The 26,027-nt window shown below is 57.3% G+C and carries 24 protein-coding genes; 9 read left to right on the forward strand and 15 right to left on the reverse strand.

The features are described from left to right. Positions 1-67 precede the first annotated feature (67 nt). Positions 68-1,600 carry an acyl-CoA carboxylase subunit beta gene (locus tag GS636_RS05870; RefSeq protein ID WP_171092450.1) on the reverse strand — a complete coding sequence of 511 codons (1,533 nt, stop codon included), beginning with the start codon at positions 1,598-1,600 and terminating at the stop codon, positions 68-70. A 183-nt stretch (positions 1,601-1,783) separates the two neighbouring features. On the opposite strand from GS636_RS05870, the gene GS636_RS05875 reads away from it, so the two are divergent. After that, entirely contained in the window at positions 1,784-2,989 is a 1,206-nt protein-coding gene (locus tag GS636_RS05875; protein ID WP_171668774.1) for a multidrug effflux MFS transporter, read from the forward strand. A gap of 63 nt (positions 2,990-3,052) precedes the next feature. Further along, positions 3,053-4,453 carry a short-chain fatty acyl-CoA regulator family protein gene (locus GS636_RS05880; RefSeq protein ID WP_171668775.1) on the forward strand — a complete coding sequence of 467 codons (1,401 nt, stop codon included), beginning with the start codon at positions 3,053-3,055 and terminating at the stop codon, positions 4,451-4,453. Between the two features lie 75 nt (positions 4,454-4,528). Here the strand turns inward: GS636_RS05880 and GS636_RS05885 are convergent, their stop codons facing one another. From GS636_RS05885 to GS636_RS05915, 7 genes are all read right to left on the reverse strand, one after another. After that, positions 4,529-4,768, reverse strand: a complete 240-nt coding sequence (locus GS636_RS05885; RefSeq protein WP_171185079.1) for a YdcH family protein — start codon at positions 4,766-4,768, stop codon at positions 4,529-4,531. Between the two features lie 31 nt (positions 4,769-4,799). Then, entirely contained in the window at positions 4,800-5,516 is a 717-nt protein-coding gene (locus tag GS636_RS05890) for a thermonuclease family protein (protein ID WP_171668776.1), read from the reverse strand. 54 nt (positions 5,517-5,570) lie between these two features. Then, positions 5,571-7,229 (reverse strand): choline dehydrogenase, encoded by a 1,659-nt coding sequence (gene betA / locus GS636_RS05895; protein WP_171668777.1) that lies wholly within the window; start codon positions 7,227-7,229, stop codon positions 5,571-5,573. A gap of 70 nt (positions 7,230-7,299) precedes the next feature. After that, the gene (gene betC, locus GS636_RS05900) at positions 7,300-8,808 is read right to left on the reverse strand and encodes a choline-sulfatase (protein WP_171185083.1); all 1,509 of its coding nucleotides are present in this window, start codon (positions 8,806-8,808) and stop codon (positions 7,300-7,302) included. Continuing rightward, positions 8,805-9,377, reverse strand: a complete 573-nt coding sequence (gene betI / locus GS636_RS05905) for a transcriptional regulator BetI (protein WP_171092463.1) — start codon at positions 9,375-9,377, stop codon at positions 8,805-8,807. Before betI ends, betC begins: the two co-directional genes overlap by 4 nt. A gap of 86 nt (positions 9,378-9,463) precedes the next feature. Further along, the gene (locus tag GS636_RS05910; RefSeq protein ID WP_171092466.1) at positions 9,464-10,372 is read right to left on the reverse strand and encodes a DMT family transporter; all 909 of its coding nucleotides are present in this window, start codon (positions 10,370-10,372) and stop codon (positions 9,464-9,466) included. 40 nt (positions 10,373-10,412) lie between these two features. Continuing rightward, positions 10,413-11,012 (reverse strand): LysE/ArgO family amino acid transporter, encoded by a 600-nt coding sequence (locus tag GS636_RS05915; protein ID WP_171668778.1) that lies wholly within the window; start codon positions 11,010-11,012, stop codon positions 10,413-10,415. A gap of 88 nt (positions 11,013-11,100) precedes the next feature. On the opposite strand from GS636_RS05915, the gene GS636_RS05920 reads away from it, so the two are divergent. Further along, a complete protein-coding gene (locus GS636_RS05920; RefSeq protein ID WP_171668779.1) occupies positions 11,101-11,994 on the forward strand; it encodes a LysR family transcriptional regulator ArgP in 894 nt (297 codons plus the stop codon). 27 nt (positions 11,995-12,021) lie between these two features. After that, complete coding sequence (locus GS636_RS05925; RefSeq protein ID WP_171105729.1) at positions 12,022-12,711, forward strand: nitroreductase family protein; 690 nt, start codon at positions 12,022-12,024, stop codon at positions 12,709-12,711. An 11-nt stretch (positions 12,712-12,722) separates the two neighbouring features. On the opposite strand, the gene GS636_RS05930 is transcribed toward GS636_RS05925, so the two are convergent. Further along, on the reverse strand, positions 12,723-14,003 hold the full coding sequence (locus GS636_RS05930; RefSeq protein ID WP_171668780.1) for a permease: 1,281 nt from the start codon (positions 14,001-14,003) through the stop codon (positions 12,723-12,725). A 147-nt stretch (positions 14,004-14,150) separates the two neighbouring features. After that, on the reverse strand, positions 14,151-14,891 hold the full coding sequence (locus GS636_RS05935) for a YebC/PmpR family DNA-binding transcriptional regulator (protein WP_170352472.1): 741 nt from the start codon (positions 14,889-14,891) through the stop codon (positions 14,151-14,153). 110 nt (positions 14,892-15,001) lie between these two features. Here GS636_RS05935 and GS636_RS05940 point away from each other — a divergent pair, with 110 nt between their 5' ends. From GS636_RS05940 to GS636_RS05955, 4 genes are all read left to right on the forward strand, one after another. After that, on the forward strand, positions 15,002-16,774 hold the full coding sequence (locus GS636_RS05940; protein WP_171668781.1) for an SLC13 family permease: 1,773 nt from the start codon (positions 15,002-15,004) through the stop codon (positions 16,772-16,774). A gap of 16 nt (positions 16,775-16,790) precedes the next feature. Continuing rightward, entirely contained in the window at positions 16,791-17,525 is a 735-nt protein-coding gene (locus tag GS636_RS05945; RefSeq protein WP_171668782.1) for a glutamine amidotransferase, read from the forward strand. A 73-nt stretch (positions 17,526-17,598) separates the two neighbouring features. After that, entirely contained in the window at positions 17,599-18,456 is an 858-nt protein-coding gene (locus tag GS636_RS05950) for a bile acid:sodium symporter family protein (protein WP_171668783.1), read from the forward strand. Positions 18,457-18,467: 11 nt separating this feature from the next. Beyond that, the gene (locus GS636_RS05955; protein WP_171668784.1) at positions 18,468-20,129 is read left to right on the forward strand and encodes an FAD-binding dehydrogenase; all 1,662 of its coding nucleotides are present in this window, start codon (positions 18,468-18,470) and stop codon (positions 20,127-20,129) included. A 13-nt stretch (positions 20,130-20,142) separates the two neighbouring features. Here the strand turns inward: GS636_RS05955 and GS636_RS05960 are convergent, their stop codons facing one another. The 3 genes from GS636_RS05960 to GS636_RS05970 form a co-directional block, all read right to left on the reverse strand. Next, positions 20,143-20,880: a YbaY family lipoprotein gene (locus tag GS636_RS05960; RefSeq protein WP_171668785.1), complete on the reverse strand. Its 738-nt coding sequence runs from the start codon at positions 20,878-20,880 to the stop codon at positions 20,143-20,145. A gap of 95 nt (positions 20,881-20,975) precedes the next feature. Continuing rightward, positions 20,976-22,754 (reverse strand): SLC13 family permease, encoded by a 1,779-nt coding sequence (locus GS636_RS05965; protein WP_171668786.1) that lies wholly within the window; start codon positions 22,752-22,754, stop codon positions 20,976-20,978. A gap of 87 nt (positions 22,755-22,841) precedes the next feature. Then, a complete protein-coding gene (locus tag GS636_RS05970; protein WP_171668787.1) occupies positions 22,842-23,657 on the reverse strand; it encodes a TIGR00282 family metallophosphoesterase in 816 nt (271 codons plus the stop codon). 133 nt (positions 23,658-23,790) lie between these two features. On the opposite strand from GS636_RS05970, the gene GS636_RS05975 reads away from it, so the two are divergent. Further along, positions 23,791-24,018: a DUF333 domain-containing protein gene (locus GS636_RS05975; protein ID WP_216602834.1), complete on the forward strand. Its 228-nt coding sequence runs from the start codon at positions 23,791-23,793 to the stop codon at positions 24,016-24,018. A 3-nt stretch (positions 24,019-24,021) separates the two neighbouring features. Here GS636_RS05975 and GS636_RS05980 read toward each other — a convergent pair whose 3' ends face one another. Next, complete coding sequence (locus tag GS636_RS05980; RefSeq protein ID WP_171668788.1) at positions 24,022-24,579, reverse strand: 5-formyltetrahydrofolate cyclo-ligase; 558 nt, start codon at positions 24,577-24,579, stop codon at positions 24,022-24,024. Then, on the reverse strand, positions 24,576-25,970 hold the full coding sequence (gene mgtE / locus GS636_RS05985) for a magnesium transporter (protein ID WP_171668789.1): 1,395 nt from the start codon (positions 25,968-25,970) through the stop codon (positions 24,576-24,578). The genes GS636_RS05980 and mgtE overlap by 4 nt, the downstream gene beginning before the upstream one ends. Between the last annotated feature and the right edge of the window lie 57 nt (positions 25,971-26,027).

Here is a 26,027-nt window from a genome sequence, read left to right on the forward strand (position 1 = left end):
GGTTTTGCCCAGTTTTTAGCCTGACGACGCACAGGAACACCGGAGCGGCCTGACCGCCCCAGGTCGGTTACAACGGAATATTGTCGTGCTTTTTCCATGGGTTCTTCAGTTGCTTACCCCGCAAGCTGGCAAACGCTCTGGACACACGACGACGGGTCGATTGCGGCATGATCACTTCATCGACAAAGCCGCGCTCGGCCGCGACGAAGGGGTTGGCAAACCGATCTTCGTAATCTGCAACGTGCTGCGCGGTCTTTTCCGCATCCCCAAGATCTGCACGATGGATGATTTCGGTTGCGCCTTTTGCCCCCATCACCGCAATCTCAGCTGTGGGCCAGGCATAGTTAAAATCACCACGCAAATGCTTGGACGCCATAACCACATAAGCACCGCCATATGCTTTCCGCGTAATCACGGTCACTTTGGGCACTGTGGCCTCACCATAGGCATAAAGCAGCTTGGCACCGTGTTTGATCACACCGCTATATTCCTGCTGCGTGCCCGGCAGGAAGCCCGGAACATCCACAAAGGTCAGGATCGGGATTTCAAAACAATCGCAGAAGCGCACAAAGCGCGCCGCCTTGCGCGAGCTGTCAATGTCCAGACATCCCGCCAGAACCATCGGCTGGTTGGCAACGACCCCAACGGTCTGGCCCTCCAGGCGGATAAAACCGGTGATGATGTTCTTGGCAAAGTCTTCCTGAATCTCGTAGAAGTCGCCCTCATCCGCCACTTTGGTGATAAGTTCCTTCATGTCGTAAGGCGTGTTGGGATTGTCGGGCACCAAGGTATCCAGCGACGGCTCAAGCCGTCCGGGCTCGTCAAAGAACGGACGGACCGGGGGTTTCTCGCGGTTGTTAAGGGGCAGGAAATCCACCAGTCGGCGCACTTCGGCCAACGCCTCGACATCGTTTTCAAACGCCGCGTCCGCAACCGAAGACTTCTTGGTGTGTGTCGACGCACCACCCAGCTCCTCGGCAGTCACCACTTCGTTTGTAACCGTTTTTACCACGTCGGGACCGGTCACAAACATGTAAGACGAGTCTTTGACCATGAAGATAAAGTCGGTCATCGCCGGGCTGTAAACAGCGCCACCGGCACAGGGGCCCATGATCACACTGATCTGCGGGACAACGCCCGATGCCGTAATGTTACGCTGAAACACTTCGGCATACCCAGCCAGCGACGCAACACCCTCTTGGATTCGCGCCCCGCCCGAGTCATTGATCCCTATGACCGGCGCTCCGTTCTGCACAGCCATATCCATGATCTTGCAAATCTTCTGCGCGTGGGTTTCCGAGAGCGACCCGCCGAAAACGGTAAAGTCCTGGCTGAAAACATAGACCATACGACCGTTGATTGTGCCCCACCCGGTCACGACCCCATCACCCGCAGGCTTTTGGTTTTCCATACCGAATTCAGTGCAGCGGTGGCTGACAAACATATCGAATTCTTCGAAGCTGCCTTCATCCAGCAGCAATTCGATCCGTTCACGTGCTGTCAGTTTGCCGCGTGAATGTTGGGCATCGATCCTTCTTTGCCCACCGCCCAGTCGTGCCTCATCTCGGCGATTTTCCAACTCCGAAAGGATGTCTTTCATGACGCGTATCCCTTTTAAAATTTGACGGGACACTACCTGCTAGACAGTCTGAGCCAAAGCTCTTTTCGGCAAATTTGCAAAGTATCAGCAACAACATTCTGGATAACTGCAAATTAGCTAAGTATCGAATTGATTTTTCTCAACGACTGGCATTCCGAATTTCAATAGCTATACATGTGAACTATGCAGTTCAGCTTAGGCGCCGCGCAGCGCACACCACCCACATTGGCAACACTTGTCTTGCTCTCAGGCCTATCCGCCCTGAGCATGAACCTGTTCCTACCCAGCCTTCCAAACATGGCCGTGTACTTCGACACCGACTACAAGGTCATGCAACTCTCGATTGCCTTGTACTTGCTGATCAATGCCGTTTTGCAAATCGTGATTGGCCCAATTGCCGACAAGGCGGGTCGTAGACCGGTTTTGCTTTGGGGGCTCGCGCTTTTCCTACTGGCCACTTTGGGATGCATTTACGCGCCGAACGCCGAGATATTCCTGGTCTTCAGGATGTGTCAGGCAGTCATTGTCGTAGGTATCGTGCTAAGTCGCGCGGCCGTGAGGGATATGTACGATCAAGACCAGGCCGCATCCATGATCGGTTATGTGACCATGGGCATGGCCGTGGTCCCCATGATCGGACCTGCAATTGGCGGCATTCTCGAAGAGGCGTTCGGCTGGAAAGCAAACTTCTGGCTGCCATTCGCCATTGGCGCCTTGACGCTTTTCCTGACATTTACGGATTTTGGCGAAACGGCAGCAAAAAGCGGAAAATCACTCATACAGCAATTCAAAGAATACCCCGAATTGCTAACCTCGCCTCGCTTCTGGGGTTACTCACTGGCCTGCGCATTCTCGTCGGGAGCGTTCTTTGCTTATCTGGGTGGCGCACCATTTATTGGAACTGAATTATTCGGACTGAGCGCCGCGCAAGTTGGCATCTATTTTGGCGCACCTGCCGTTGGGTACTTCGCGGGGAACTTCATCAGCGGGCGCTATTCGATGCGCGTCGGCGTGAACCGCATGGTTTTTTGGGGCAGCCTGCTAAATGCTTTCGGCGTCGCCCTATCGGCATCGCTTTTTCTTGTGGGCAGCGGAACGGCGCTCAGCTTCTTTGGACTCATGACCTTTGTCGGCATCGGAAATGGCATGGTCATTCCCAATGCAACTGCCGGCTCACTGTCTGTCCGCCCGCACCTGGCTGCAACCGCATCAGGTTTGAGCGGTGCCATCATGTTGGGCGGCGGCGCAGGTCTAAGCGCATTGGCGGGCGCGCTATTGACACACGAAACCGGCGCTATACCTCTTTTATGGTTGATGCTGACAACAGCCCTTTTGGCTATTTGTGCGATTGCAGCAGTCATCCGGCGGGAACGGCAACTTGGGCTCTAATCGATTGCGCGGATCACTTTGCAAAGTTAGGATTTGGATTTAGGAAACTTGCAAAGGCCCCCAATGGCGACTCAAAAACTCTATGCCGGCGCAAAGCTCCGCGAGATGCGCACACGTCTGACTCTGACCCAGCGTGAATTCGCAGCCAAACTGGGTGTTTCCCTGCCCTACCTGAACCAGATGGAGAACAACAACAGACCGATTTCGACGACGGTTGTGTTAGCCTTGGCGCAGGAATTCGGCATGGACGTGACCGAACTCAGCACCGGCGACAGTGAGCGGCTTGTATCTGACATGCGTGAGGCATTGGCCGACCCGGTGTTCGCCGATGCCCAACCTCCACTGGCTGATCTGCGCCTGACCGCATCCAACGCCCCCGCCTTGGCGCGTGCCTTTATTGAGTTACACAAAACCTACCGCCAAACACACGAACGCCTTGCGTCACTGGACGAAGCCTTGGGGCGCGAAGATGCGCGAATTCAGGCCAGCCCGTGGGAAGAAGTGCGCGATTTCTTTCATTATTGCGACAACTATATCGACGCTGTGGACAGGGCGGCAGAATTGTTCGCCAATCGGGCAGACGGCCCCGGAGGGATACGGCAGGCCGCCCTGAACAGCCTGTCAGCGCGCGGTATTCAGGTCGTTTTTTCAGATATGGACCCACTGCGCAGTTATGACGCCGAAAGCAAGATTCTGCGCCTGTCCTCGCGCGCTGCGCCGCAAACCCAAGTGTTCCAATTGCTGTTGCAGGTTGCATTGATCAGCCAGGACAAGCTGTTGGAAGCAACGCTGGATTTTGCAAAGTTCCAAAGCGACGAGGCCCGGTCGATTGCAAAGATCGGCCTTGCCAACTATTTCGCAGGCGCGTCTTTGATGCCTTATTCCGTCTTCCTGACCGCCGCGCAAGAAGAGCGCCACGATCTGGAACTGCTCAGCAATCGGTTCGGAGCTTCAATCGAGCAGATTGCCCATCGGCTATCGACGCTTCAGCGCCCAGGAGCAAAGGGTATCCCTTTCTTCTTTGTTCGGGTGGATCAGGCCGGCACGATTACCAAACGACACTCGGCCACGCGCCTGCAATTTGCGCGGTTTGGCGGTGCGTGCCCCTTGTGGAACGTGCACCGCGCCTTTGAAACACCGGGGCACTTTCTTCGCCAACTGGCAGAAACACCAGATGGGGTTCGTTATATTTCTCTTGCACGTGACGTATCAAAGTCCGGCGGGTCCTTCGGCGCCCCTGTCCGGCGCTATGCGATCGCTTTGGGGTGTGAAGTGCGACACGCACCTGCGCTCGTCTATGCCGATAATCTCGATATCAATAACGCCAGTGCATACGAACCGATCGGCATCTCTTGCCGCATCTGCGAACGGCAAACCTGCCACCAGCGCTCGGTTCCGCCCTTGGAACGTCGCCTAAGCATAGACACCCATCTGCGCGGCACTCTGCCCTACGAAGTCACCTGATCTTCACCTGGCCCAAAATACCTCGGGGAAGTCGCGACACAGGCCGCGACGGGGGCAGAGCCCCCATCTTTTTGCTTAGGCTTTGGACAGGATCGCCCAGATCTCATCCTTCAAGGCCGCGCGTTTTTTGCGCAGCTCAACCTCAGCCAGATCTTCCATTGGTTCGACGTTCGTTTCTGCCCGATGAACCACGCGGTTGATTTCATGGTACTCGTCGGCCAGCCGGGCAAAATGCGCGTCCGATTGCTTGAGCTGGCTCATCAATTCAACTTTGTCCGGAAATTCTTCAGCCAGTTCATGCGGGGTGTGGGACATATCCGTTCGCTCCATAATAAGTCGTTGCAAATCAGGCGTACACGCGCTCAGACGAACCCGCTTTGACCCGGATCAATTTCATACAGGATTCATACAAATTTCGACGCCGTGACGCGCGCCATCCTGCGGCGCGGGCGGCAACGACAGAATAGAACCAACGCTCGCCGCTTGATGTATTGATGCGGGTATTGGCATAGAAGGTCTGGCCAGGGATGTGGTATATCTTTTCGCCCTTGGCCGAGATGTTTCCTTTGATCCGGCACCCGTTTGATGACGCGGACTTCCTGGCGGCGCGATGCACCCAAGGCACTTGAACCTGCTGCCGATGCAGCCCGACATGCCGTGCCTTTGCCTCTTTCTCAGCGCTTTCATAGGCATGTGAATACTTGCGATAGGCAAAGGCCAAACCCAGGCGCACCAATTGATCGGCTGCATCTTGTACACCGTACATGCATCTTGCGACAACGCGGCCATATCGATCCCGGTCCACCGGCATGCAAGATGCTGTTTTTCCCTGGAATAACTGGCGAACCTCCTGCGTCACCCAAGCACCGCATGGCCAAGTTGATCCTTCGTCGTCCTGACAGGCTTGATCCAGCTCGGGCGCATCGATTCCATGCAAGCGAACTCGGATGCCGCCGACGTCCCAAGTATCCGCATCTATTACATTAACCTGGCCTGAAAGACGTTCAGCGGCCAGTGTCACAGATGGCAGGAGAAGAACAAAAACTAAACAAATCCTTAACATGCCCCCGATATGCGCCTGAAATCACGCATATTCAACCGGGGGCATGTCAAAGGGTTAACGCTGTGCCGTCGCCCAGTTCGGGTGGATCCAAGGCCGGTCATTGGCCTTGGGCAACGGGTCTTTGCCCAGCAGGGAATCCGATACTTTCTCACCCACCATGATCGACGGCGCGTTGAGGTTACCGTTGGTGATCTGAGGAAAGATCGAGCTGTCAGCAACGCGCAGCCCATCCACACCGATCACACGGCCTTCGGGATCAACCACGGCGTTTTTGTCATCCGCGCGCCCCATCCGACAGGTGCCACAGGGGTGATAAGCGCTTTCGGCATGTTCCGCGATAAAGCCGTTCAGCTCTTCATCTGATTGCACGGCGGCACCCGGTTGAATTTCCTTGCCGGCGTAGGGCTTGAATGCATTCTGACCAAAGATTTCCCGAGTCAGACGGATACAGGTGCGGAAATCTTCCCAGTCCTGTTCATGGCTCATGTAGTTGAACTTGATCACTGGCGCGTCCGCGGCTTGTGCGGACCGCAGTGTCACAGCCCCACGCGACGGAGACCGCATCGGACCTACATGCGCCTGGAACCCGTGGCCTTCCGCTGCTGCCTGCCCGTCATAACGAACCGCGATGGGCAGGAAATGGTACTGAATGTCAGGGTATTCTACGCCCGGCTTCGACCGGATGAAGGCCGCGCTTTCAAACTGGTTCGACGCGCCCAGACCGGTTTTTGTGAACAGCCATTGTGCCCCGATCAGACCTTTGCTGAACAGGTTCCAATGCTTGTACAGCGTGATCGGCTGTAGTGAGGCTTGCTGGATGTAAAGCTCCAGATGGTCCTGCAGGTTGGCACCAACGCCCGGTCGATCCGCAACAACGTCAATCCCGTGCTCGGCCAGATGCGCAGCCGGGCCGATGCCGGACAACATCAACAGCTTGGGCGAGTTGATCGAGGACGCTGCCAAAACGACCTCACGCCGGGCTTTGATGACTTCAGACTTGCCGCCGCGGATCAACTCCACCCCGGTGGCGCGCCCGTTTTCCATCACAACCCGAGACGCAAGGCCCCGTACGATATCGCAATTGTCGCGCTTGAGCGCTGGTTTCAGATAGGCATTTGCCGCCGACCAACGCCGCCCTTTCCAGACGGTCTGTTCCATCGGGCCAAAGCCTTCCTGCTTTTCGCCATTATAGTCGCCCGTGACCTCGTATCCGGCCTGCTGGCCCGCGTCGACAAACGCTTTGAACAAGGGATTTTCGCGTGGACCGCGCGAGACATGCAGCGGACCGTTCGTGCCACGCCATGCCGGATCACCACCGTGCCCCCCGTCGTGCCAGCTTTCCATGCGTTTATAGTATGGCAGGACATCAGCATAGGACCAGCCATCTGCACCCATCTCGGCCCATGTATCGAAATCACGTGCGTGGCCGCGAACGTAGACCATGCCATTGATCGAAGACGAGCCCCCGATCACCTTACCACGCGGACAAGCCAGACGACGGTTGTTCAGGTGCGGCTCGGGCTCGGACTGATAGCCCCAGTCATACCGGGACATGTTCATCGGATAGCTCAACGCGGCTGGCATCTGAATAAACGGTCCCGCGTCTGTCCCGCCGTGTTCAATCACCAGGACCGAGGCCCCGGCTTCGCTAAGGCGATATGCCATTGCGCAGCCTGCGGACCCTGCGCCTACGATGACAAAATCTGCTTCCATTTCCACAACTCCTGTCCCGCCGAGAAGGTTGGATGCCTCCGGCGGGAGTATTTTCGAAAAGATGAAGAGGTTATTCGCCGCGTGGGAACCGGGCGTTTTCCTCGACGATGTTCAGATCCATGTGATTGCGCATGTAGCGTTCCGATGCTTTTTGCAGCGGCTGGTAATCCCATGGGTAATATCCCCCTTGCCGCAGCGCTTCGTACACGACCCAGCGCCGCGCCTGGCTGGCGCGGACGTCGGCGTCGAAGCGGGCCAGATCCCAACGGGCTTCGGATTTAGCACGCAAGGTTTGCAGCGTACCCGCATGTTCGGGGCTGTCTGCCAGATTGGTCATCTCGTGCGGGTCGGCCTCGAGATCAAAAAGCTGGTCCGGGTCCAACGCGCAGCGGTTGTATTTCCACTTGCCATAGCGCAGCGATACCAGCGGCGCGTAGGATGCCTCGGCAGCGTATTCCATGGCCACCGGCGCGGTGCGTTCGACACCTTTCGCCAGCGGAACGAGGTTTTCGCCATCCGTCCATGGCGCGATTTCATCCATGTCGACACCTGCCAATGCCCCAAGGGTTGGCGTTACATCGATTGTGGAAACCGGCGTGTCGATCCGCCCGGCAGGCAGATCAGGGGATGAAATCATCAGCGGCACACGCGCGGAACCTTCGTAGAAGTTCATTTTGAACCACAAGCCACGTTCGCCCAGCATGTCACCGTGATCCGAGACAAACAGGATGATCGCCTCTTGACGGGTTGTTTCCAATACTTCGATGATCTCGCCGATCTTGTCGTCCAGATAGGAGATATTGGCGAAATAGGCGCGGCGGGATTTGCGAATGTCTTCTTCGGTGATGTTAAAACTGCGCCAATCATTGGCGTCGAAGATACGCTTGGCGTGCGGGTCCTGATTGTCGTAGCCGATATCAGCGACCTCGGGCAGAAGATGCTCACAATCCTCGTACAAGTCCCAATACTTGCGGCGGGCGACGTATGGGTCGTGGGGATGCGTAAAGCTGACGGTCACACACCATGGACGTTCATCCTTGCCGCGCGCCAGATCATAAAGCTTGGCCTTGGCGTTATAGGCAACCTCGTCATCGTACTCCATCTGGTTGGAGATTTCGGCAACACCCGCGCCGGTGACGGAACCCATGTTGTGATACCACCAGTCGATCCGCTCGCCCGGTTTGCGGTAATCCGGCGTCCAGCCGAAATCGGCCGGGTAGATGTCGGTGGTCAGACGATCCTCGAACCCGTGCATCTGGTCGGGGCCGACGAAATGCATTTTGCCGGACAGGCAGGTATAGTATCCCGCCCTGCGCAGGTGGTGTGCATAGGTGGGGATGTCGCTGCGGAACTCGGCTGCGTTGTCATAGACGCCGGTGCGCGAAGGCAGTTGGCCGGACATGAAGCTGGCCCGCCCCGGTGCGCATAACGGCGAGGCCGTGTAAGCGTTGGCAAACCGGGTCGACCGTTCGGCCAGCTTCTTCAGGTTCGGGGCATGAAGCCAGTCTGCGGGACCGTCGGGAAAGAGGGTTCCGTTCAGCTGATCCACCATCAGGATCAGAATGTTTGGTTTTGTCATTTTTCGGCCTCGAGCAGAGTGTTGAGCACGCGCATTGCGTGGTTCACCGCCAATTGCGGCTCTTCCGGGGCGCTGAGAGCCGCTCGGATGTATAACCCATCAATCAAGGCGATCATGTTTTCGGCCGCCTCAACCGGATCCTTCATCTTGGGGCGAAGCGCATCAATAAGGTTCGAACGGATGCGCGCCTGATAGACCTGCCAAAGGCGCAGCGCGTCATCATTGGTTTGCGCCAGAACATAAAAGGTCATCCACGCGGCAATCACGTCCGGTGTGAAACATGAGGGGGCAAAGCACGCCTGAATGATTGCTTTTGCTCGCTCCTCGGGCGCGGCCGCCTTCAATTTGGCACGCGCCTCTTCGCCAAAATCCGTCAGGATTTGACGCATGGCTGCCAAAAATATCTGATCCTTGCCGCCAAAATAGTGATGCGCCAGTGCACTGGACATGCCTGCTCGTTTCGCAATCTGGCTGACTGTCACATCAAGGGATTTCTGCACGCCCAATTCGGCAATCGTGGCACGGACAATTGCATCCCGGCGGATCGGCTCCATTCCTACTTTAGGCATCATTCCCCCCTGAACAGGCGTTATGATCCCAAATTAGGAGTTTTTTATTGACTCGTCAATCAATGAAAGGCGCGGTAGGACCTACCTCATAGCTTCGGCGCAATACTCGGAGGCGTCAAGTCTCGGCGATTCAGCACGGCTTCGCGCCATGAGATGAAGCTGACAGCGCATAAGATCAAAGTTCCACCGGCAACGACCCAAACATCCACGCTTTCGTGGAACACAACAGCGCCCAACAATGTGGCCCAGATTAGCTGAAGAAAAGTAATCGGCTGCGTGACAGCCACAGGTGCAGCTTGCAAAGCGAGGGTCATGAAATAATGCCCCGCAGTGGCAAAACAGGCCACCAGAAACAGAACCCCGAGATCGCGTAAGCTGGGCTGAGTCCAGACCGCAACAGCAAAGGGGATCAGCGCCAGTGTCACCCAAATCGAAAGATGCGCAACAACGACCGAAGGTGGTACATCGCGCACCAACAGCTTAGCCAGCAGGTACGAACCGCCCAGCGTCAAAGCTGTGCCCAGCATCGCCAGGTGCCCCGGAGACACCTCTCGGAAACCCGGTCGCAGGATGATCAACACCCCGACCAAAGCAACCAGAATTGCTGCGATCCGCCGAAAGGCCAGTTTTTCGCCCAGAAAAAGGGCTGCCCCCAAAGTCACGTAGACGGGTGTCATGTAGTTCATAGCCGTAACTTCAGCCAACGGGATCTGCGTCATGGCAAAGAACCACAGCATCACCGCAACAGCATGAACCACACCCCGCACGCCGAACAGAGTCAACAAACGGGGCGTTAGCCGCGTTGCCATGATCGACCGAAGAGCCGGAAGTAAGAAAACCAGCCCCAAAGCGTACCGCAGAAACGCTGCCTGAATCGGGTTCATGGTCGTCCCCAAGGACTTCACCAAAGCCGTCATCACAACAAAAGACAGCCCGGCGGAAAACATCCAGAACATGCCTGCTATGGGGCGGGATGAAACGGCGTGTGAAGTCATGGCTTAGGTTGAACACCGAAACCCGGTCAGGAACAACCCTTCACATGACAACAAGTTTCAGTGCGATCCCCAGCATGACAATGCCAATCCCGGCATCCAGCACCTGCCACGCCCTCGGGCGGGTAAAAACAGGCGACAAAACGCCTGCGCCGTACCCTAGCGAGAAGAAGAAAACAAAGCTGGACGTCATTGCGCCCAGTGCAAACCCCAGACGGTCGTCATACTGCGCCGAGATTGAACCGATCAGCACGACAGTGTCTAAATAGACATGCGGGTTCAGCCAGGTGAAGGCCAGAACCGTGAGAAGCGCGGTTTTCAAGCTGGTGCGCTGACCATTGCCGATCTCCATCACTGCGCCACCCTGCCAGGCCGAGCCAAGGCTACGCAGCCCATACCAGGTCAGAAACGCGGCACCGCCATAGCGCATCACGGTTTCGAACCATGGCACCGCCTGCGCCAGAGTGCCAAAACCGGCCACTCCCGCGCCGATCAAAACAGCATCGGACACAGCACAGGTCAGGCACAGAATGAAAACATGCTCGCGCCGCAGTCCCTGCCGCAGGATAAAGGCATTTTGCGCACCGATCGCAAGGATCAGGCTGAAACCCAGTGCAAAACCGGCAATCATGGATGTTGGCATGGAACCTCCTGAACCTTTCCAAGCGTTGACTAAGCCCCTTGGCTTGACCTATCAAATTAAAGATTCTGCTCTGACTTAAGAAACTCTAATGCTGCTGGATCCAAACCAACTGTCCGCATTGTCAGCCATCCTGCGCCTTGGGAGCTTTGAAGCCGCCGCTGCGGAACTGGCTGTCACGCCTTCTGCAGTTTCCCAGCGGATCAAAGCGCTGGAGGATCGGGTCGGCGCATCCTTGATCCATCGGGTTACGCCTTGCACCGGAACGCCCGCAGGGTTGCGCATCGCCCGCTATGCCGAGGATGTCGGTCTTCTTGAGGCGCAACTTGCCCGCGATTTGGCGTTGGAGCAGAACCCGCGATCCGCGCGGGTGCGCATCGCGGTACCCGCCGATGTTCTGGCCACATGGTTTATCGATGCAATGGCGCAAGTGCCCGATATGCTGTTCGATTTAGTCGTTGACGACCAGGACCATTCGGCGGACTGGCTGAAACGCGGAGAGGTCAGCGCAGCCGTCACTGTGGGCGGACGTCCCGTGACCGGATGTGACGTGACGGCGCTGGGTGTGCTGCGATACCTGCCCACAGCCAGCCCTTCCTTCATCAACACGTGGTTCAAAGATGGTGTGAACGAGGGCACGCTTAGCAAAGCGCCCTGCCTGGTTTTCAACCAAAAGGATGGTTTGCAAAAGGCATGGCTGTCGCAATACATCGCGGGCCAGATGTCGCCGCCGTTTCATTTCCTGCCATCCTCGAACGGCTTCGTGGATGCCGCGATTGCCGGGCTGGGATGGGGAATGAACCCAGCGGCCCTTGCCAAAGACGCCTTGGAACAAGGGCGGTTGCTGCCCCTCCTGGCCAATGCTCCGCTGGATGTTGCCCTCAGCTGGCAGGTTGGTCGCGTACTTGCACCTGCCCTCAAACCGCTTACACATGCGGTTCAACGTGCCGCCAAGCAGGTCCTGCTGCCGCCCAGCGCGAACTGATCGCACACCAAAGTTTCGGAGGAACCGATGTTTTCACGCGATGCTCTCAGCTATGATCCCATTCCATTGCCTGACCGGTCCGAGATCAGCGATGCTGACATGCAAGGTGCCGCACAAGAGTTCTACGACAAGATGCGCCAGCGCCACACGGTGCGAGATTTCAGCCTCCGCCCCGTGGACCGTTCTGTGATCGAAACGTGTCTGCGTACGGCGGGCACCGCGCCGTCTGGCGCCAATCATCAACCCTGGCACTTTGCTGCGATCTCGGCCCCTGACCTAAAGCAGCGCATCCGGGAAGAAGCTGAAGAAGAGGAGCGCCGGTTCTACGCAGGCGGCGCAGGTGACGAATGGATAAAAGCGTTGGAGCCCATCGGCACCAACGCTGTCAAAGAACATCTGACTATTGCACCCTGGCTGATCGTGGTGTTCGCCCAGCGCTGGGGACACTTCGAAGATGGGACGCGGTACAAGAACTACTACGTGCCGGAAAGCGTGAACATTGCCACCGGGTTTCTGCTGGCTGCGCTGCACCACGCGGGCCTCAGCACTTTGACCCATACCCCGAATCCGATGCGGTTTCTGAACGATGCACTGGACCGCCCTGCATCGGAAAAACCGACAATGATCATCGCAGTAGGTCACCCTTCGGAAAACGCAACGGTACCTGCGGTGGCAAAGCTGAAGAAACCGCTTGAGGAGATTTCTTCATTCTTCTGAAGGCCACTGGATTATTCCTGCGAAAGGGGCGCGTCCTTCTGTACGGGTGACATCATGCGATAGCATGTCGCGCAGGCCACCAAACTGGCGGCAACGATGAAGCCGACCGCCAAGGCGACCTCGTGCATATGCGCGACAGCGGCCAAGGCCGCCGAAAGCAGAACCGCGAACAATCGTGTGAACGACTTGATCGCGGCTGATCCCTGTACACGTTGTTCCTTGGGCGCGACATCCAGAAAATAAAGTTTGCGCGCACTGCTGATCCCAGTCACTGCGACCGTGACAACAAACAACGCGACGGCATGCAGATGAACCTCGTGATCGATGCCCAAGTAGTGGAACGCCAAAAGAACAGCTCCGGTCGCTGCCACCATCAAGGTGCCAACCACCATGACGGCGCGATGAGACTTCATGTTCACGATTTGCCACAGCGGTCCGGAAACGAGATACCCCGAGGCGGAAGACACGATCATCGCAGTCAGACCTTTCGCAGAACTGTGATGCGCCTCGGCCGCGATGAGCGCGAAAAACGGGACAGAGAGCGAGACTGCCACCAAAGGGATACGCATGGCCATGTAACGCCGAAACCAGGCCTGCTCGAACATACCCAGAATACCTTGAACATTGGACCTGAGCGACAACCTTGTTTTGGTTTCAGTCGGTTTTGCCGGTGCGGCAGAGCGTGCATTCTCTGTCATCGCCAACATCAACAGACCCGATAGCAGAAAGAACGCGACAGACACGCCGATCATTGTGGAATGGCGTGAGAAGGGTGGGTTTTCCTTGGTGATCTGATGCACCAGCAATGCAAGGCCAATGGCACATAATCCACCTCCGCCAAGCTGCAGATAGTGCATCACCATGCGAGATCGGGAATGGACATGATCGCCCAGCAGATCGGTGAACATCAGGTTCTGAACCTCGTCGACCAGACCGATCACAAAAAAGACTGAAACGAAAACTACCGCGATCAAAGGGACGACGCCGGTCGCGGCTGCGGCCATTGCAAGGACAAGACAGGCACCGATAACGGCCTCGGTTATGGCAATTGCGCGCTTCTTTTGCGGTTTTGCTGCAATGGATTGCGCCAGAAAGAAATCGGAAATCATGCTTCCAACCATCCGCACCGAAACCAGCGCGCCTGCCACAAACATGGGCAGTTCGAAAGACACCGCCAGAAAGGGCAACACCACCGATGGGCTGCCCAGCGTCCACGCAACCTGTGACACAATACTCTGGCCGGTCAGAACCGGTACATTGCGCTTGGCGGTATCAGGTGTTTCGGATGTCATTGGCCTTTCGGTTGCGCCTTCCCTGCGGATCAACACCCGCCCAGCCTATGCGTTTACGGGGATTCAGCCAATAACCCTCAGAATTTGTGCCAAAACGAAAAAACCCGACCAGATTGGCCGGGCTTCGTATTGGCGATTTGCAGCAGCTCAGAGCTGAGCCATCACTTCGTCAGTGGCTTCGAAGTTGGTTGTGACGCGCTGCACGTCGTCATCGTCTTCCAGCGCATCGACCAGCTTCATTAGCTTTTGCATGTCTTCCAGACCCAACTCGGTCGTCGTAGTCGGTTTCCAAACCAGCTTGGTGGATTCTGATTCACCCAGTGCTTCTTCCAATGCGTTTGACACATCGTTCAGGTCAGTGTCCGCACACCAGATGATATGGCCATCTTCCGAGCTTTCGACATCTTCGGCACCGGCTTCGATCGCGGCTTCGAAAATTGTGTCTGCATCGCCAGCATCCGCCTGATAGACAACTTCGCCCTTACGGTCGAACATAAACCCGACCGAGCCCGTCTCGCCCAGATTTCCACCGTTCTTGGAAAAGGTCGAGCGCACGGTCGAAGCGGTGCGGTTGCGGTTGTCTGTCATGGTCTCGACGATCACCGCGACACCGTTCGGGCCGTAACCCTCGTAGCGGATTTCTTCGTATTCGTCGCCTTCACCTGCAACCGATTTCTTGATTGCGCGGTCGATCACGTCCTTGGGCACCGAGTTCGACTTTGCCTCTTTCACCGCCAGACGCAGGCGCGGGTTCTTGTCGGGATCGGGGTCGCCCATCTTGGCGGCCACTGTGATCTCTTTCGACAGTTTGGAAAACAGTTTGGACCGCGCGGCGTCCTGACGTCCCTTGCGGTGCTGGATGTTGGCCCATTTGGAGTGGCCTGCCATAGTGCGTCCTCGTCATCGTGATTACGTGTTCGGCGCTCATATAGACGTTTGCAGGGGGCGGGATCAAGAGAGCGACTTGCTCCTTGCGAGGCTGGGACTATGGTGACTGTATGACGACAGATCAGATTATTCTTTTTGCGCTATTCATTACGGTTTTTGGAATGCTGCTTTGGGGTCGGTTTCGTTACGACCTTGTGGCTTTTGCCGCACTGATGATCGGTGTCGTGCTGGGTGTTGTGCCAGTGGATGACGCTTTTGCAGGGTTCGGCCACCCGGCCACCATCATCGTGGCGCTGGTTCTGGTCGTCTCTGCCGGTTTGGTCCGGTCAGGGGCGGTGTTCATGATCACCCGCACATTGGTCGATGCCTCACGTGGGCTGGGCGCGCATATTGCGCTGATGGGCGGGATCGGTGCGGTCTTGTCAGCCTTCATGAACAACGTGGCTGCGCTGGCTTTGCTGATGCCGGTGGACATCCAAACCGCGCGCAAGGCGGGGCGATCAGTGGGTCTGTCGCTGATGCCGCTGAGCTTTGCCACCATTCTTGGGGGGATGGCAACACTGATCGGCACCCCTCCGAACATCATCATCGCTTCGATCCGGGCCGAGACGCTGGGCGAGCCGTTTCACATGTTCGATTTTGCGCCCGTGGGCGGGATAGCCGCAATTGCGGGTCTTGCCTTTGTCGCTCTGGTCGGCTGGCGTCTGATCCCAAATCGCGGGCCGCAAACTGAAACATCGGAAGCATTGGCGGAGTATATAGCCGAGCTAACTGTCCCCCCTGAATCCGCGCATATCGGCAAACGCGTCAGCGAGCTTTATGAGGCCGCTGAAAAATCCGACGTCGCCATCATCGGCCTGATCCGCGATGGCAAGCGGCGTTATGGCCGATCCGCCCATGCCACGTTGAAAGAAGGCGACGCACTGGTTCTGGAAGCCCGGCCCGAGGCGTTGGACGAATTTCGCGCCGCGCTGAACCTCGACTTCTCGGACACGCGACGGCAAGAAGTGTTGACGGCAGAAGGTGACGGATTGGACGTCATCGAAGTGGTCGTGCCAGAAAGCGCCCGCATCACCGGGCGCACCGCACAAGGTCTTGGATTGGCTTGGCGGCAAAGCACAGTGCTGATGGGCATCTCGCGTCAGGGTCAGCGGATCACCGAACAAGTTCGTAAAACCGAGGTTGAACCCGGCGATATCCTGCTGCTGCTCTGCCCGCGCGACCGCGCGGCGGATGTCACGGAATGGTTGGGCTGCCTGCCCCTTGCAGGGCGTGGATTGAACGTCACTGCCAACGATAAGGCGTGGCTTGCCATTGGGCTGTTCGCTGCTGCGGTTTTGGCCGCAAGTATTGGGTTGATATATCTGCCCATTACCCTTGGACTGGTGGTCATTGCCTATGTCCTAACCAAGATCATGCCAATTGCCGACATCTATAATCACATTGAATGGCCGGTGGTCGTACTTCTAGGGTCGATGATCCCACTCGGCAGTGCTTTGGAGACTTCTGGCGGGACTGAACTCATCGCCAATGCGCTGATCCAGCTGACCGATGGCCTGCCCGCCTGGGCGATCCTGACTGTGCTGATGGTCGTAACCATGACTTTGTCAGATGTACTGAACAACACCGCCACCGCCATTGTCGCCGCGCCGGTCGGAATACAAATGGCCCGCACGCTCGAGGTTTCGCCCGACCCATTCCTGATGACGGTTGCCGTTGCGGCCTCGGCCGCGTTCCTCACGCCAATTGGACACAAGAATAATACGCTGGTTCTGGGTCCCGGAGGCTATCGGTTCGGCGATTACTGGCGCATGGGTCTGCCGCTTGAGGTGCTGATCATCGCAGTTTCCATCCCTGCAATCCTTGTCTTCTGGCCGCTTTGACGGGTAAAGGCAGCACATGAAACGCTTTTTAATCCTGCAACTGCGACCGGAGACGGATGCATCCGACGCCGAATATGATTCGATTCTGGACAAGACCGGTTTGACGCCCGAGCTGACCCATCGCGTCCGGCTGGATTGTGAGAACCTGCCTGACGATCTGGATGTCACGGACTATGCAGGCGTCATCGTTGGCGGAGGTCCCGGCTGTGTCAGCGACGATCCAGCAACGAAATCTGAACTGGACGCAAAGATCGAAGGCGCGGTTATGGGCCTGATGCCGCAGATCACGGCGGAGGATCACCCCTTCATGGGCTGCTGCTATGGTTTGGGCGTTCTGGCCGCGCATCTGGGCGGTGACGTGAGCAAAGCCCAGTACAGCGAGCCAGTCGGACCCTCAGCTTGCCACCTTACAGAAGATGGTTCCTCGGATCCGCTGACAGCCGGGCTGATCCCGGAATTCGACGCCTTCGTTGGTCACAAGGAAGCTGTTCAAGCATTGCCTGAAGGCTGCGTGCATCTTGTCGCCTCAGACCCCTGCCCGTTTCAGATGATCCGCTTTGGTCAGAACGTCTATGCCACGCAGTTTCACCCCGAAGCGGATGCAAAAGACTTCGAACAGCGCATCAACATCTACAAACATCACGGCTATTTCCCGCCCGAAGACGCCCAGCGCTTGATCGACATCTGCAACGCCGCAGACGTCACCCAACCCGGCGAAATCCTGCGCCGCTTCGTCGAACGCTACAAGTGACCTAACGGCGCGGTTGCCTGCGCCTTTCATGCTCGCATAGGCTGATCCGAAACGACTTTGGGAGGAGTTGTTCTTGGACTTGCTCATCAATGTTGGCCTGCCGATCTCGCTGGCCATTATCATGCTGTCACTTGGCATTGGACTCGAGACCGCAGATTTCCGGCGCGTACTGAGCCGAAAATACCCGTTTGCAATCGGTGCGGTCTGTCAGGTGGTGCTTTTGCCCATCGCTGCGTTCCTCACCGTCACTCTGTTTGGCCTGCCCCCTGAAATCGCAGTTGGCTTCATGCTGCTCAGCTTTTGCCCCGGCGGTGTGACCAGCAATATTCTGACCAAATTGGCAAAGGGCGACGTGGCGCTTTCCGTCAGCCTGACTGCGGTGATCAGCATCTTGTCAATCCTGACAGTGCCCTTTCTGGCCGCGTGGTCCATCACCTATTTCATGGAGGAAAACGCACCTGATGTGTCGATCAGCGGCCTGGCCATTGCCATGTTTCTGATCACCACCCTTCCCGTCGCCATCGGGGTCATAGTTCGCAGGTTTGCAACCGGGTTTGCAAACCGCATCGAGAATGGGCTTTCAACGCTCGCAACCGCTTTGTTCGTTTTGATCGTTGTGGCCGCCCTGGCCGGGAACTGGCAGATTTTTATTGATAACCTGGGCATCATGGGCACCGGTCTGATCTCGCTCAACGTTGCACTTTTACTCATCGGGTTGGGGATCGCACGGGCTGCAAATCTGTCATGGGCCGAGTGTAAAAGCATATCAATTGACACTGGCATCCAGAACTCGACACTGGGCATTACACTGGCGGCCCTTATCACAGGCACAGAGAGCGGATTTAGCCCTCTGGCCCTGCCGTCCGCAGTCTACGGGATCACGATGTATGCCGTCGTGTTGCCGTTCCTCGTTTGGTTTCGCCGACGCTGAAAGGACAGTTTATGACCAAGAACACAGCAGATGCGATTGTCGTCGGCGCGGGCCTGGCTGGATTGGCAGCAGCGGCTGAACTGGGTGACCGAGGCAAGAAGGTGATCATTGTCGATCAGGAGCCCGAGAGCTTTCTGGGTGGTCAGGCGTTCTGGAGCCTCGGTGGTTTGTTCATGGTCGACACTCCGGAACAACGCCGGATGGGCATACACGACAGCCAAGAGCTTGCCCTTCGTGACTGGATGGGCAGCGCACAGTTCGACCGCGCGGAAGACGCCTGGCCCCGCAAATGGGCCGAGAGTTATGTCGAGTTTGCGGCTGGTGAAATGCGCCCGTGGTTGCACGAGATGGGTTTGCGCTGGTTTCCGGTCGTAGGTTGGGCAGAACGCGGTGGCTCTTATGCGAACGGGCATGGCAACTCTGTCCCGCGTTTTCACATCACTTGGGGCACTGGTCCCGGCGTTCTGGAGCATTTCATCCGACGTGTGAAAGAACATGCCAGCGCCGGTCTGATCCAAATGAAGTTCCGCCATCAGGTCAGCCACATCATCATGCAGAACGGCACTGCCAAAGGCGTATCTGGCGAGGTTTTGGCCGACGACACCGCCCAACGTGGCGGCAAGACCAACCGGGACGAAGTGGGTGAGTTCGAGGTTTATGCGCCGTCGGTCATCGTTACCTCGGGCGGTATCGGCGGTAACTTTGAAATGGTTCGGCAGAACTGGCCCAAAGATCGTCTTGGTGAACCGCCAAAAGACATGGTGGCTGGTGTGCCCTTTCATGTCGACGGCCGCATGATCGGGATCAGCGAAAAAGCGGGTGGACACGTCATCAATGGCGACCGCATGTGGCATTACACCGAAGGCGTCCGCAACTGGGATCCGATCTGGCCTGCCCATGGCATCCGCATTCTGCCCGGCCCCAGCTCAATGTGGTTCGACGCCAAAGGGAACCGTCTAGAACCACCCTGCTTGCCGGGATTCGATACGTTGGGGACGTTGAAGGAAATCCTGAAAACAGGGTACGAGTACAGCTGGTTTGTTCTGACCCAAAAGGTCATCAAGAAGGAATTCGCGCTGTCTGGGTCGGAACAGAACCCCGATTTCACCTCGGGCAGTTGGAAAGAAGTGATCCGTCAGCGCATCCTGTCCGGGTCCAAGGCAACCGCCCCGGTCGAGGCGTTCAAAGAACATGGCGAGGATTTCGTCGTGGCCAACACGCTGACCGAACTGGTCAACGGGATGAACCATCTGGGCGGTGGGTTGATCGACGAAGCGCACTTGCGCGGGCAGATCGAAGCGCGCGACTCGCAGGTCGACAATCCTTTCTCGAAGGACGCCCAGATGATGGCGATTCTGGCCGCCCGAAACTATCGCGGAGACAAGTTGATCCGCACTGCCAAACCGCACAAGTTCCTCGACCCGGCCAACGGCCCGCTTATTGCGGTTAAGCTGCACGTCCTGACCCGCAAAACCCTGGGCGGGCTACAAACCAACCTGGACAGCCAGATGATCGGGGAAGATGGCAACGTGGTGCCTGGCCTGTTCGCCGCAGGCGAAGTCGCCGGTTTTGGCGGAGGCGGCTATCACGGGTACAACGCGCTGGAAGGAACCTTCCTGGGCGGATGCATCTTTTCGGGGCGCAACGCAGGGCGGTCTAGGGCCGTCGCCTGACGGCCTTGCAGCTCTATTTACGGACCAGCTTGATCACAGGCTCTCCCTCAGCATCAAGAAGAGCCAGCGCGTCCCCCTCCATCGCAAAGGATGTGATGGCCTGCATCGACTTCAGAAACGCGCGCTCAACCTCATCCAATTCGGGCGGGCAAGCCATGAGGGTTGCGGCCATGTTGTCCGGAAAGGTAATCCGGTTGCCCGAAACCTCTGCCTGACCACTGAAACGGTTGCAGCCGCCACTGCCCCCAAAGGCCCCGCCTTGCCCAAAGCTCAGTTCGGGGCGTCTTTCAGCCTGCAGCGGTGCGCCGTTTAGTGTTGCCACGACCCATTCGGTGTTCTCAAGTGTTGCGCTTTTTTGGCTTTGAACCCGGACCAGCAACAGGTCAGCCGTGTTCCCCGCTTCGTTTGTCAGGACCGGATAAACCGTGTCTGTAGTGAACAACAGCTTTTGCCCCTGCGTGACCGTCGCACGCACCGCATAGCTGTGCCCGTCCTGGATCAACGCGTCGTCATAGGTCAATTCAAACTGCGCGGGCACACCTGTCAAAGCGTATCTTTGCGCCGAGAGTGTTACGGCTGGTGCATCGGCCAGCGAAACATCCTGAAGCTCGACAAACAGGGTTGCGTCAGGTGGAAGCGCAATACGCTCGCGATAGGTTGCGGTCCCCTCAACCGTACCGGCCATTGCGGCACCACTGATCATGGTTGCAATTGCTGCGCCTGCCAATGTGGCTTGGGCTGTTGTCAGCATGGCAAATCCCCTTTGCAAATCACATTCACAAAAGATTGTGTGTCACCCGGAATTTACAAGTCTAGCAGTTCACGAGTGGCGATTCCGCGCCGACATTAGATAGGCCAGATCAACGGGATAAGCAGGGATGCGAGCAATCCGACCGTCAGGTTCAACGGGACGCCCACCTTCAAGAAATCGGTAAACCGATAGCCGCCGGGACCGTATACCATCATATTCGTTTGATAGCCGATCGGCGTTGCAAATGATGCCGAGGCCGCAACCATGACAGCGACGACAAGGGGGCGCGGGTCCATCCCAATAGCCTGAGCCAGCCCGATTGCAATCGGTGTAACAACGACGGCCACGGCATTGTTTGATACCAGCTCGGTCAAGACCGAGGTCAGCAGGTAAACCGCCCATATGATCAGGAACGGCGGCAAGGCACCTAGCCCGGGCGCTACGGCCTCGACGATCAGCGACACCGCGCCAGAGTTGTCCAGTGCCGCACCGATGGCGAGCATGGCGAAAATCAATGCCAACAATCGGCCTTCCACAAAGGAAAACGCTTCGTCCGCGTCAATGCAGCGGGTCATCAGGACCACAGCGACTGCTACAATCGACAACAGAAGGATCGGCGCGATGCCCAGCGCGGCCAGGGCGACAATCCCGACAAGCGCACCAATTGCAATGGGTGCGTGACGACGGCGAAATGCCCGCGCGGACGGTTGTGTGACATCGACCATGTCCATTTCCGCTGCAAGGCGCTGGATGTCTGAGGGTGCACCTTCCAGCAGCAGGGTGTCACCGACGCGAACCACCAGTTCGTCCAACTGGCGACCGATGTTTTGATTGCGGCGATGAACGGCCAAGACATAAACGCCATAGCGCCGGCGCAGTCGCAGCATGCCCAAGGCCCGTCCCACCATCCGGCAACCGGGCGTGATCAGCACCTCAACCGTCTTGGTTTCAACGGCAGACACCTGGTCCACGCGCTTGAGTTCCTTGTTGCTTTGCAAGCTCAACAACTCGGTCATCTCGGTCCGCAACACGACACGGTCGCCGACCCGCAGTTCGACGCCTTTCAGGTTACGCCGCAGGGATTCATCCCCTCGGAGAACATCGATCAAGCGTACACCCGGCCGCTTGAACAATTGAACACCTGTCACCTCGCGCCCAATGAGGTTGCTGTCTGGCGGAATGACGGCCTCGGTAAAGAACTTCATCTTCGACCGATCGCTGAGCAGCGACGCCATGCTGTCGCGCTCGGGCAAAAGCTTGGGCGCAATGAAGCGCAGGTAGAACATCCCATAGATCACAAGGACGATCCCCAGTGGCGTGACTTCGAAGATTGTAAAGGGTGTCATCCCTTGAGCGCGTGCCACACCATCGACCAGCAGGTTGGTAGACGTGCCAATCAGCGTCAGTGTACCGCCCAGAATGGCGGCATAACTCAACGGAATCAGCAGTTTGGACGCTGGCACATTCAGGGTGCGGGCGATTTGCACAAAAACCGGAATCATGACCACCACAACTGGCGTGTTCGACACCACAGCCGAGGCCACAACAACAAACCCCATGAGCAAACCAATCGCGATACGAGGATTCACCTGCGCCTGCTTCTGCGCGGTTGAAGTGAACGAGTCCAAAGCCCCCGTTCGCACCAAGGCACCCATGATGATGAACATCGCCGCAATGGTCCACGGCGCAGGATTGGACAAAACCGCCAATGCGCTTTGATAGGGCAGAATGCCTGTGACAAGCATCAACGAGACGCCTCCGATGGCCACAACCTCGGTCGGATACACCTCGCGCAGGAACATGATGAACATGCCCGCAACAATAAGCAGCGCCAGAACTGCGCTGCCCGTGTCTGTCAGTGAAAGGAAATTCATTCGTGGTATTCTGTCCGAACCCGGGCCCAAGCGCCTGATGACATGCAGTTTCACGCATTGCGCGCAGCAGAGCAAGCCTGACGTTGATTATTCGGGCCCAGCCTGCTCCAAACGCCCGCCGACGCGCACCATTTGAACAGATTTGGCCTGACCGTCACGATCATCGGTTTCCACGAACACGCCGCTCAGCGTGGCTTCACCGTTTGCAGGGGTGAACCGCGCCTTGGGCATACCGGTGATGAAGCGGCGCATCGGTTCCTGCTTGTCCATCCCGATGACCGAGTCGTAGTCTCCGCACATGCCTGCATCTGTCAAATACCCAGTACCACCTGGCAATATCTGAGAATCCGCAGTCGGCACATGGGTATGCGTTCCTACAACGAGGCTGGCACGCTTGTCGCAGTAGTGGCCCATCGCCATTTTCTCGGACGTCGCCTCGCAATGCATGTCCACAATGACGGCTTGCGCCTGACCCCCGCGAGGGTGGGATTTCAGGATCGGTTCGATGGCCGAGAACGGGTCGTCAAAGGGCCGCTTCATGAAAACCTGCCCAAGCACCTGTACGACCAGAACCTTGCGCCCACCCGGGGCATTGAACAGCCGATGACCCCGCCCCGGCGCGCCTTTGGCGAAGTTCACAGGGCGCACAATGCGCTGCTCTTTCTCGATATACTGCAACATGTCCCTCTGGTCGAAGGCATGATCACCCAGCGTCAGGCAATCCGCACCCGCATCCAAAAGCAACTTGGCGTGATCGCCGCTGAGTCCCATACCGTTCGACGCGTTTTCACCGTTGACCACAACAAAATCCAGCCGCCATTCATCGCGCAGGCGCGGCAAGTGCTGCTGAACGGCGGCGCGACCTGCGCGCCCCATGACGTCACCAAGAAACAAAATCCTCATGATCCGGGTCGTAGGGGCTGTGCAGGGCAATAACAAGGCGGAAGCATGAAATTTGCCACCGAGTTGAGGGTTGAATTCACATTCACCTGTGGCAATGTTTTGAAACAGCGTTTGAATATAGAAGGAATTCTTCGTGAAATCTCTAGTTTTATTGACCGCCAGCGTCTTTGTCGCTACGTCCGCCGCTGCCGAAGGCACCAAAACCTCCATGCCCAACCCTGCGGCAACATTTTGCATCGAAAACGACGGGACGTATCAACTTCGGAAAAACGAAGATGGCAGCGTCTACGGCGTCTGTATCCTTAAAGACGGCACCGAAGTGGATGCCTGGGATTACTTGCGCAGCCATTTCGAGCAATAACAGCTAGAAGGTCAGCACCCGACTTTCCGTGATGACCATGTCCAACGGTTGGTCTGTTGACTCCAACGGCAGGCCCTCGGCCTCTTGCGCGTCAAAGGCGAAACCGATGGCCAGCGTCGGGCGTTTGGCGCGCAAACCTTCTAGCGTGCGATCATAGAACCCGCCGCCATAGCCCAGCCGACCGCCATTTGCATCAAACGCGACCAGCGGCACGACCAGAATCTCGGGATCGAAATAGTCATCCACCTCGGGCACTTTGGCACCAAACGGGCCATCTTTCAGCACACCTTCGGGCGTCCAGCGAGAGAATTTCAAAGGTTGACCAGCGGCCTGAATGACCGGTACGCCAACCGGCCCGTAAGCCGATGCCTCGGCCATCGCGGGCAGAGGGTCGATCTCGGTTCTGATGGGCATATAGCCTGACATGGGTACGCCCCGGTGCCCCGCCAGAACCTCGGACAACCGTCCGGCTGCACCGGGCAAACGCGTATCGAATGCAGCCTTGCGGCGCGCAAAGGCCGCCTTACGGGCTGCGGCTTTGATTTCGGTCAGATCGGTCACAAGAGCACCACGCTGGCAAGGCCAAGAAAGATGAAGAACCCCATGACATCCGTTGTAGTCGTCACAAAGGTTCCGGACGCCAGCGCCGGGTCAACACCCAAACGGTCCAGCACGACAGGTACTACCGTACCCGCGAACCCGGCGATGATCATGTTCACGACCAAGGCAGAGCCGATCACGACACCCAATAGCGGAGAGTCAAACCACAACATCCCCACGGTACCCAACACGATGGCAAAGCATAGCCCGTTGAGCATGCCGACCAACAATTCGCGCCGGATAACACGCATCACGTTTGCATTGGTCAGGTCTCGCGTCGCCAAAGCACGCACCGCCACCGTCAGCGATTGCGTGCCCGCATTGCCCCCCATCGAGGCCACAATTGGCATCAGTATGGCAAGTGCGACCAGTTGATCAATTGCAGCCTCGAACTGTGAAATCACCAGCGAGGCACAGATCGCGGTACATAGATTCACCGCCAGCCAAGGCAACCGCCGCCGACTGGTCGCTGCGACACTGTCGGAAATAGAGCTTTCGTCACTGACACCGGCAAGGCGCAGGATGTCTTCTTCGTGTTCTTCATCCAGAACCACCATCGCATCGTCGATGGTGATGACACCAACCAGACGTCCATCTGCGTCCACAACCGGGGACGAGATCAGGTGGTACTGATTGAAGGCATACGCCACGTCCTCCTCGTCCTGATCGACAGGGATGATGTGGAACTCTTCTTCCGTCAGATCATGCAGCGGCACCTCGCGACGGGCTGCCATCAGCTTGCCCAAAGTCACCTGCGCCACTGGCTTCAGGCGCGGATCGACCAGAACCACGTGATAAAACTGCTCGGGCAGATCATCATTGGCGCGCATAAAATCGATGGCTTGCCCGACGGTCCAATGCTCGGGCGCCATGACGACCTCGCGCTGCATGAGACGGCCGGCCGAGTTTTCGGGGTAGGACAGCGCCTGTTCGGCGGCGATCCGTTCGGAATCCTCCAGCGCATCCAGAATGGTTTCCTGCTGAGGCTCCTCAAGGTCCTCAAGCAGGTCAACGACGTCGTCGCTTTCCATCTCGCGCACAGCGTCCGCTAGAACATCAGGCTTCAGGACCGAGATCACCTCTTCCCGAACCGATTCATCCAGTTCGGACAGGATGTCGCCGTCGAATTCCTTGTCATAGAGGCGGATCAGGCGGGCCCGGTCAAACGGGTTGATCTGTTCAAGAAGGTCAGCGATGTCAGCCGCGTGCAGCGGCTCCATCAACTCGATCAGCTTTTCGCGATCATCGATATCTACCGCATAGAGGATCGCAGCCACTGCTTTGGGATCCAGCGCGTAAGCGTCGTCCTCCCGGGGCAGATCGTGTCCGGCTTCGTCACTGCCTGTCGTCATGCGCTGCCCCCTTTATTCGGCGATTGGCTCCTAAATAGAAGAAGCAGCTACCGGAAA

This window comes from Ruegeria sp. HKCCD4884 (assembly GCF_013110855.1).
Classification (GTDB): domain Bacteria; phylum Pseudomonadota; class Alphaproteobacteria; order Rhodobacterales; family Rhodobacteraceae; genus Ruegeria.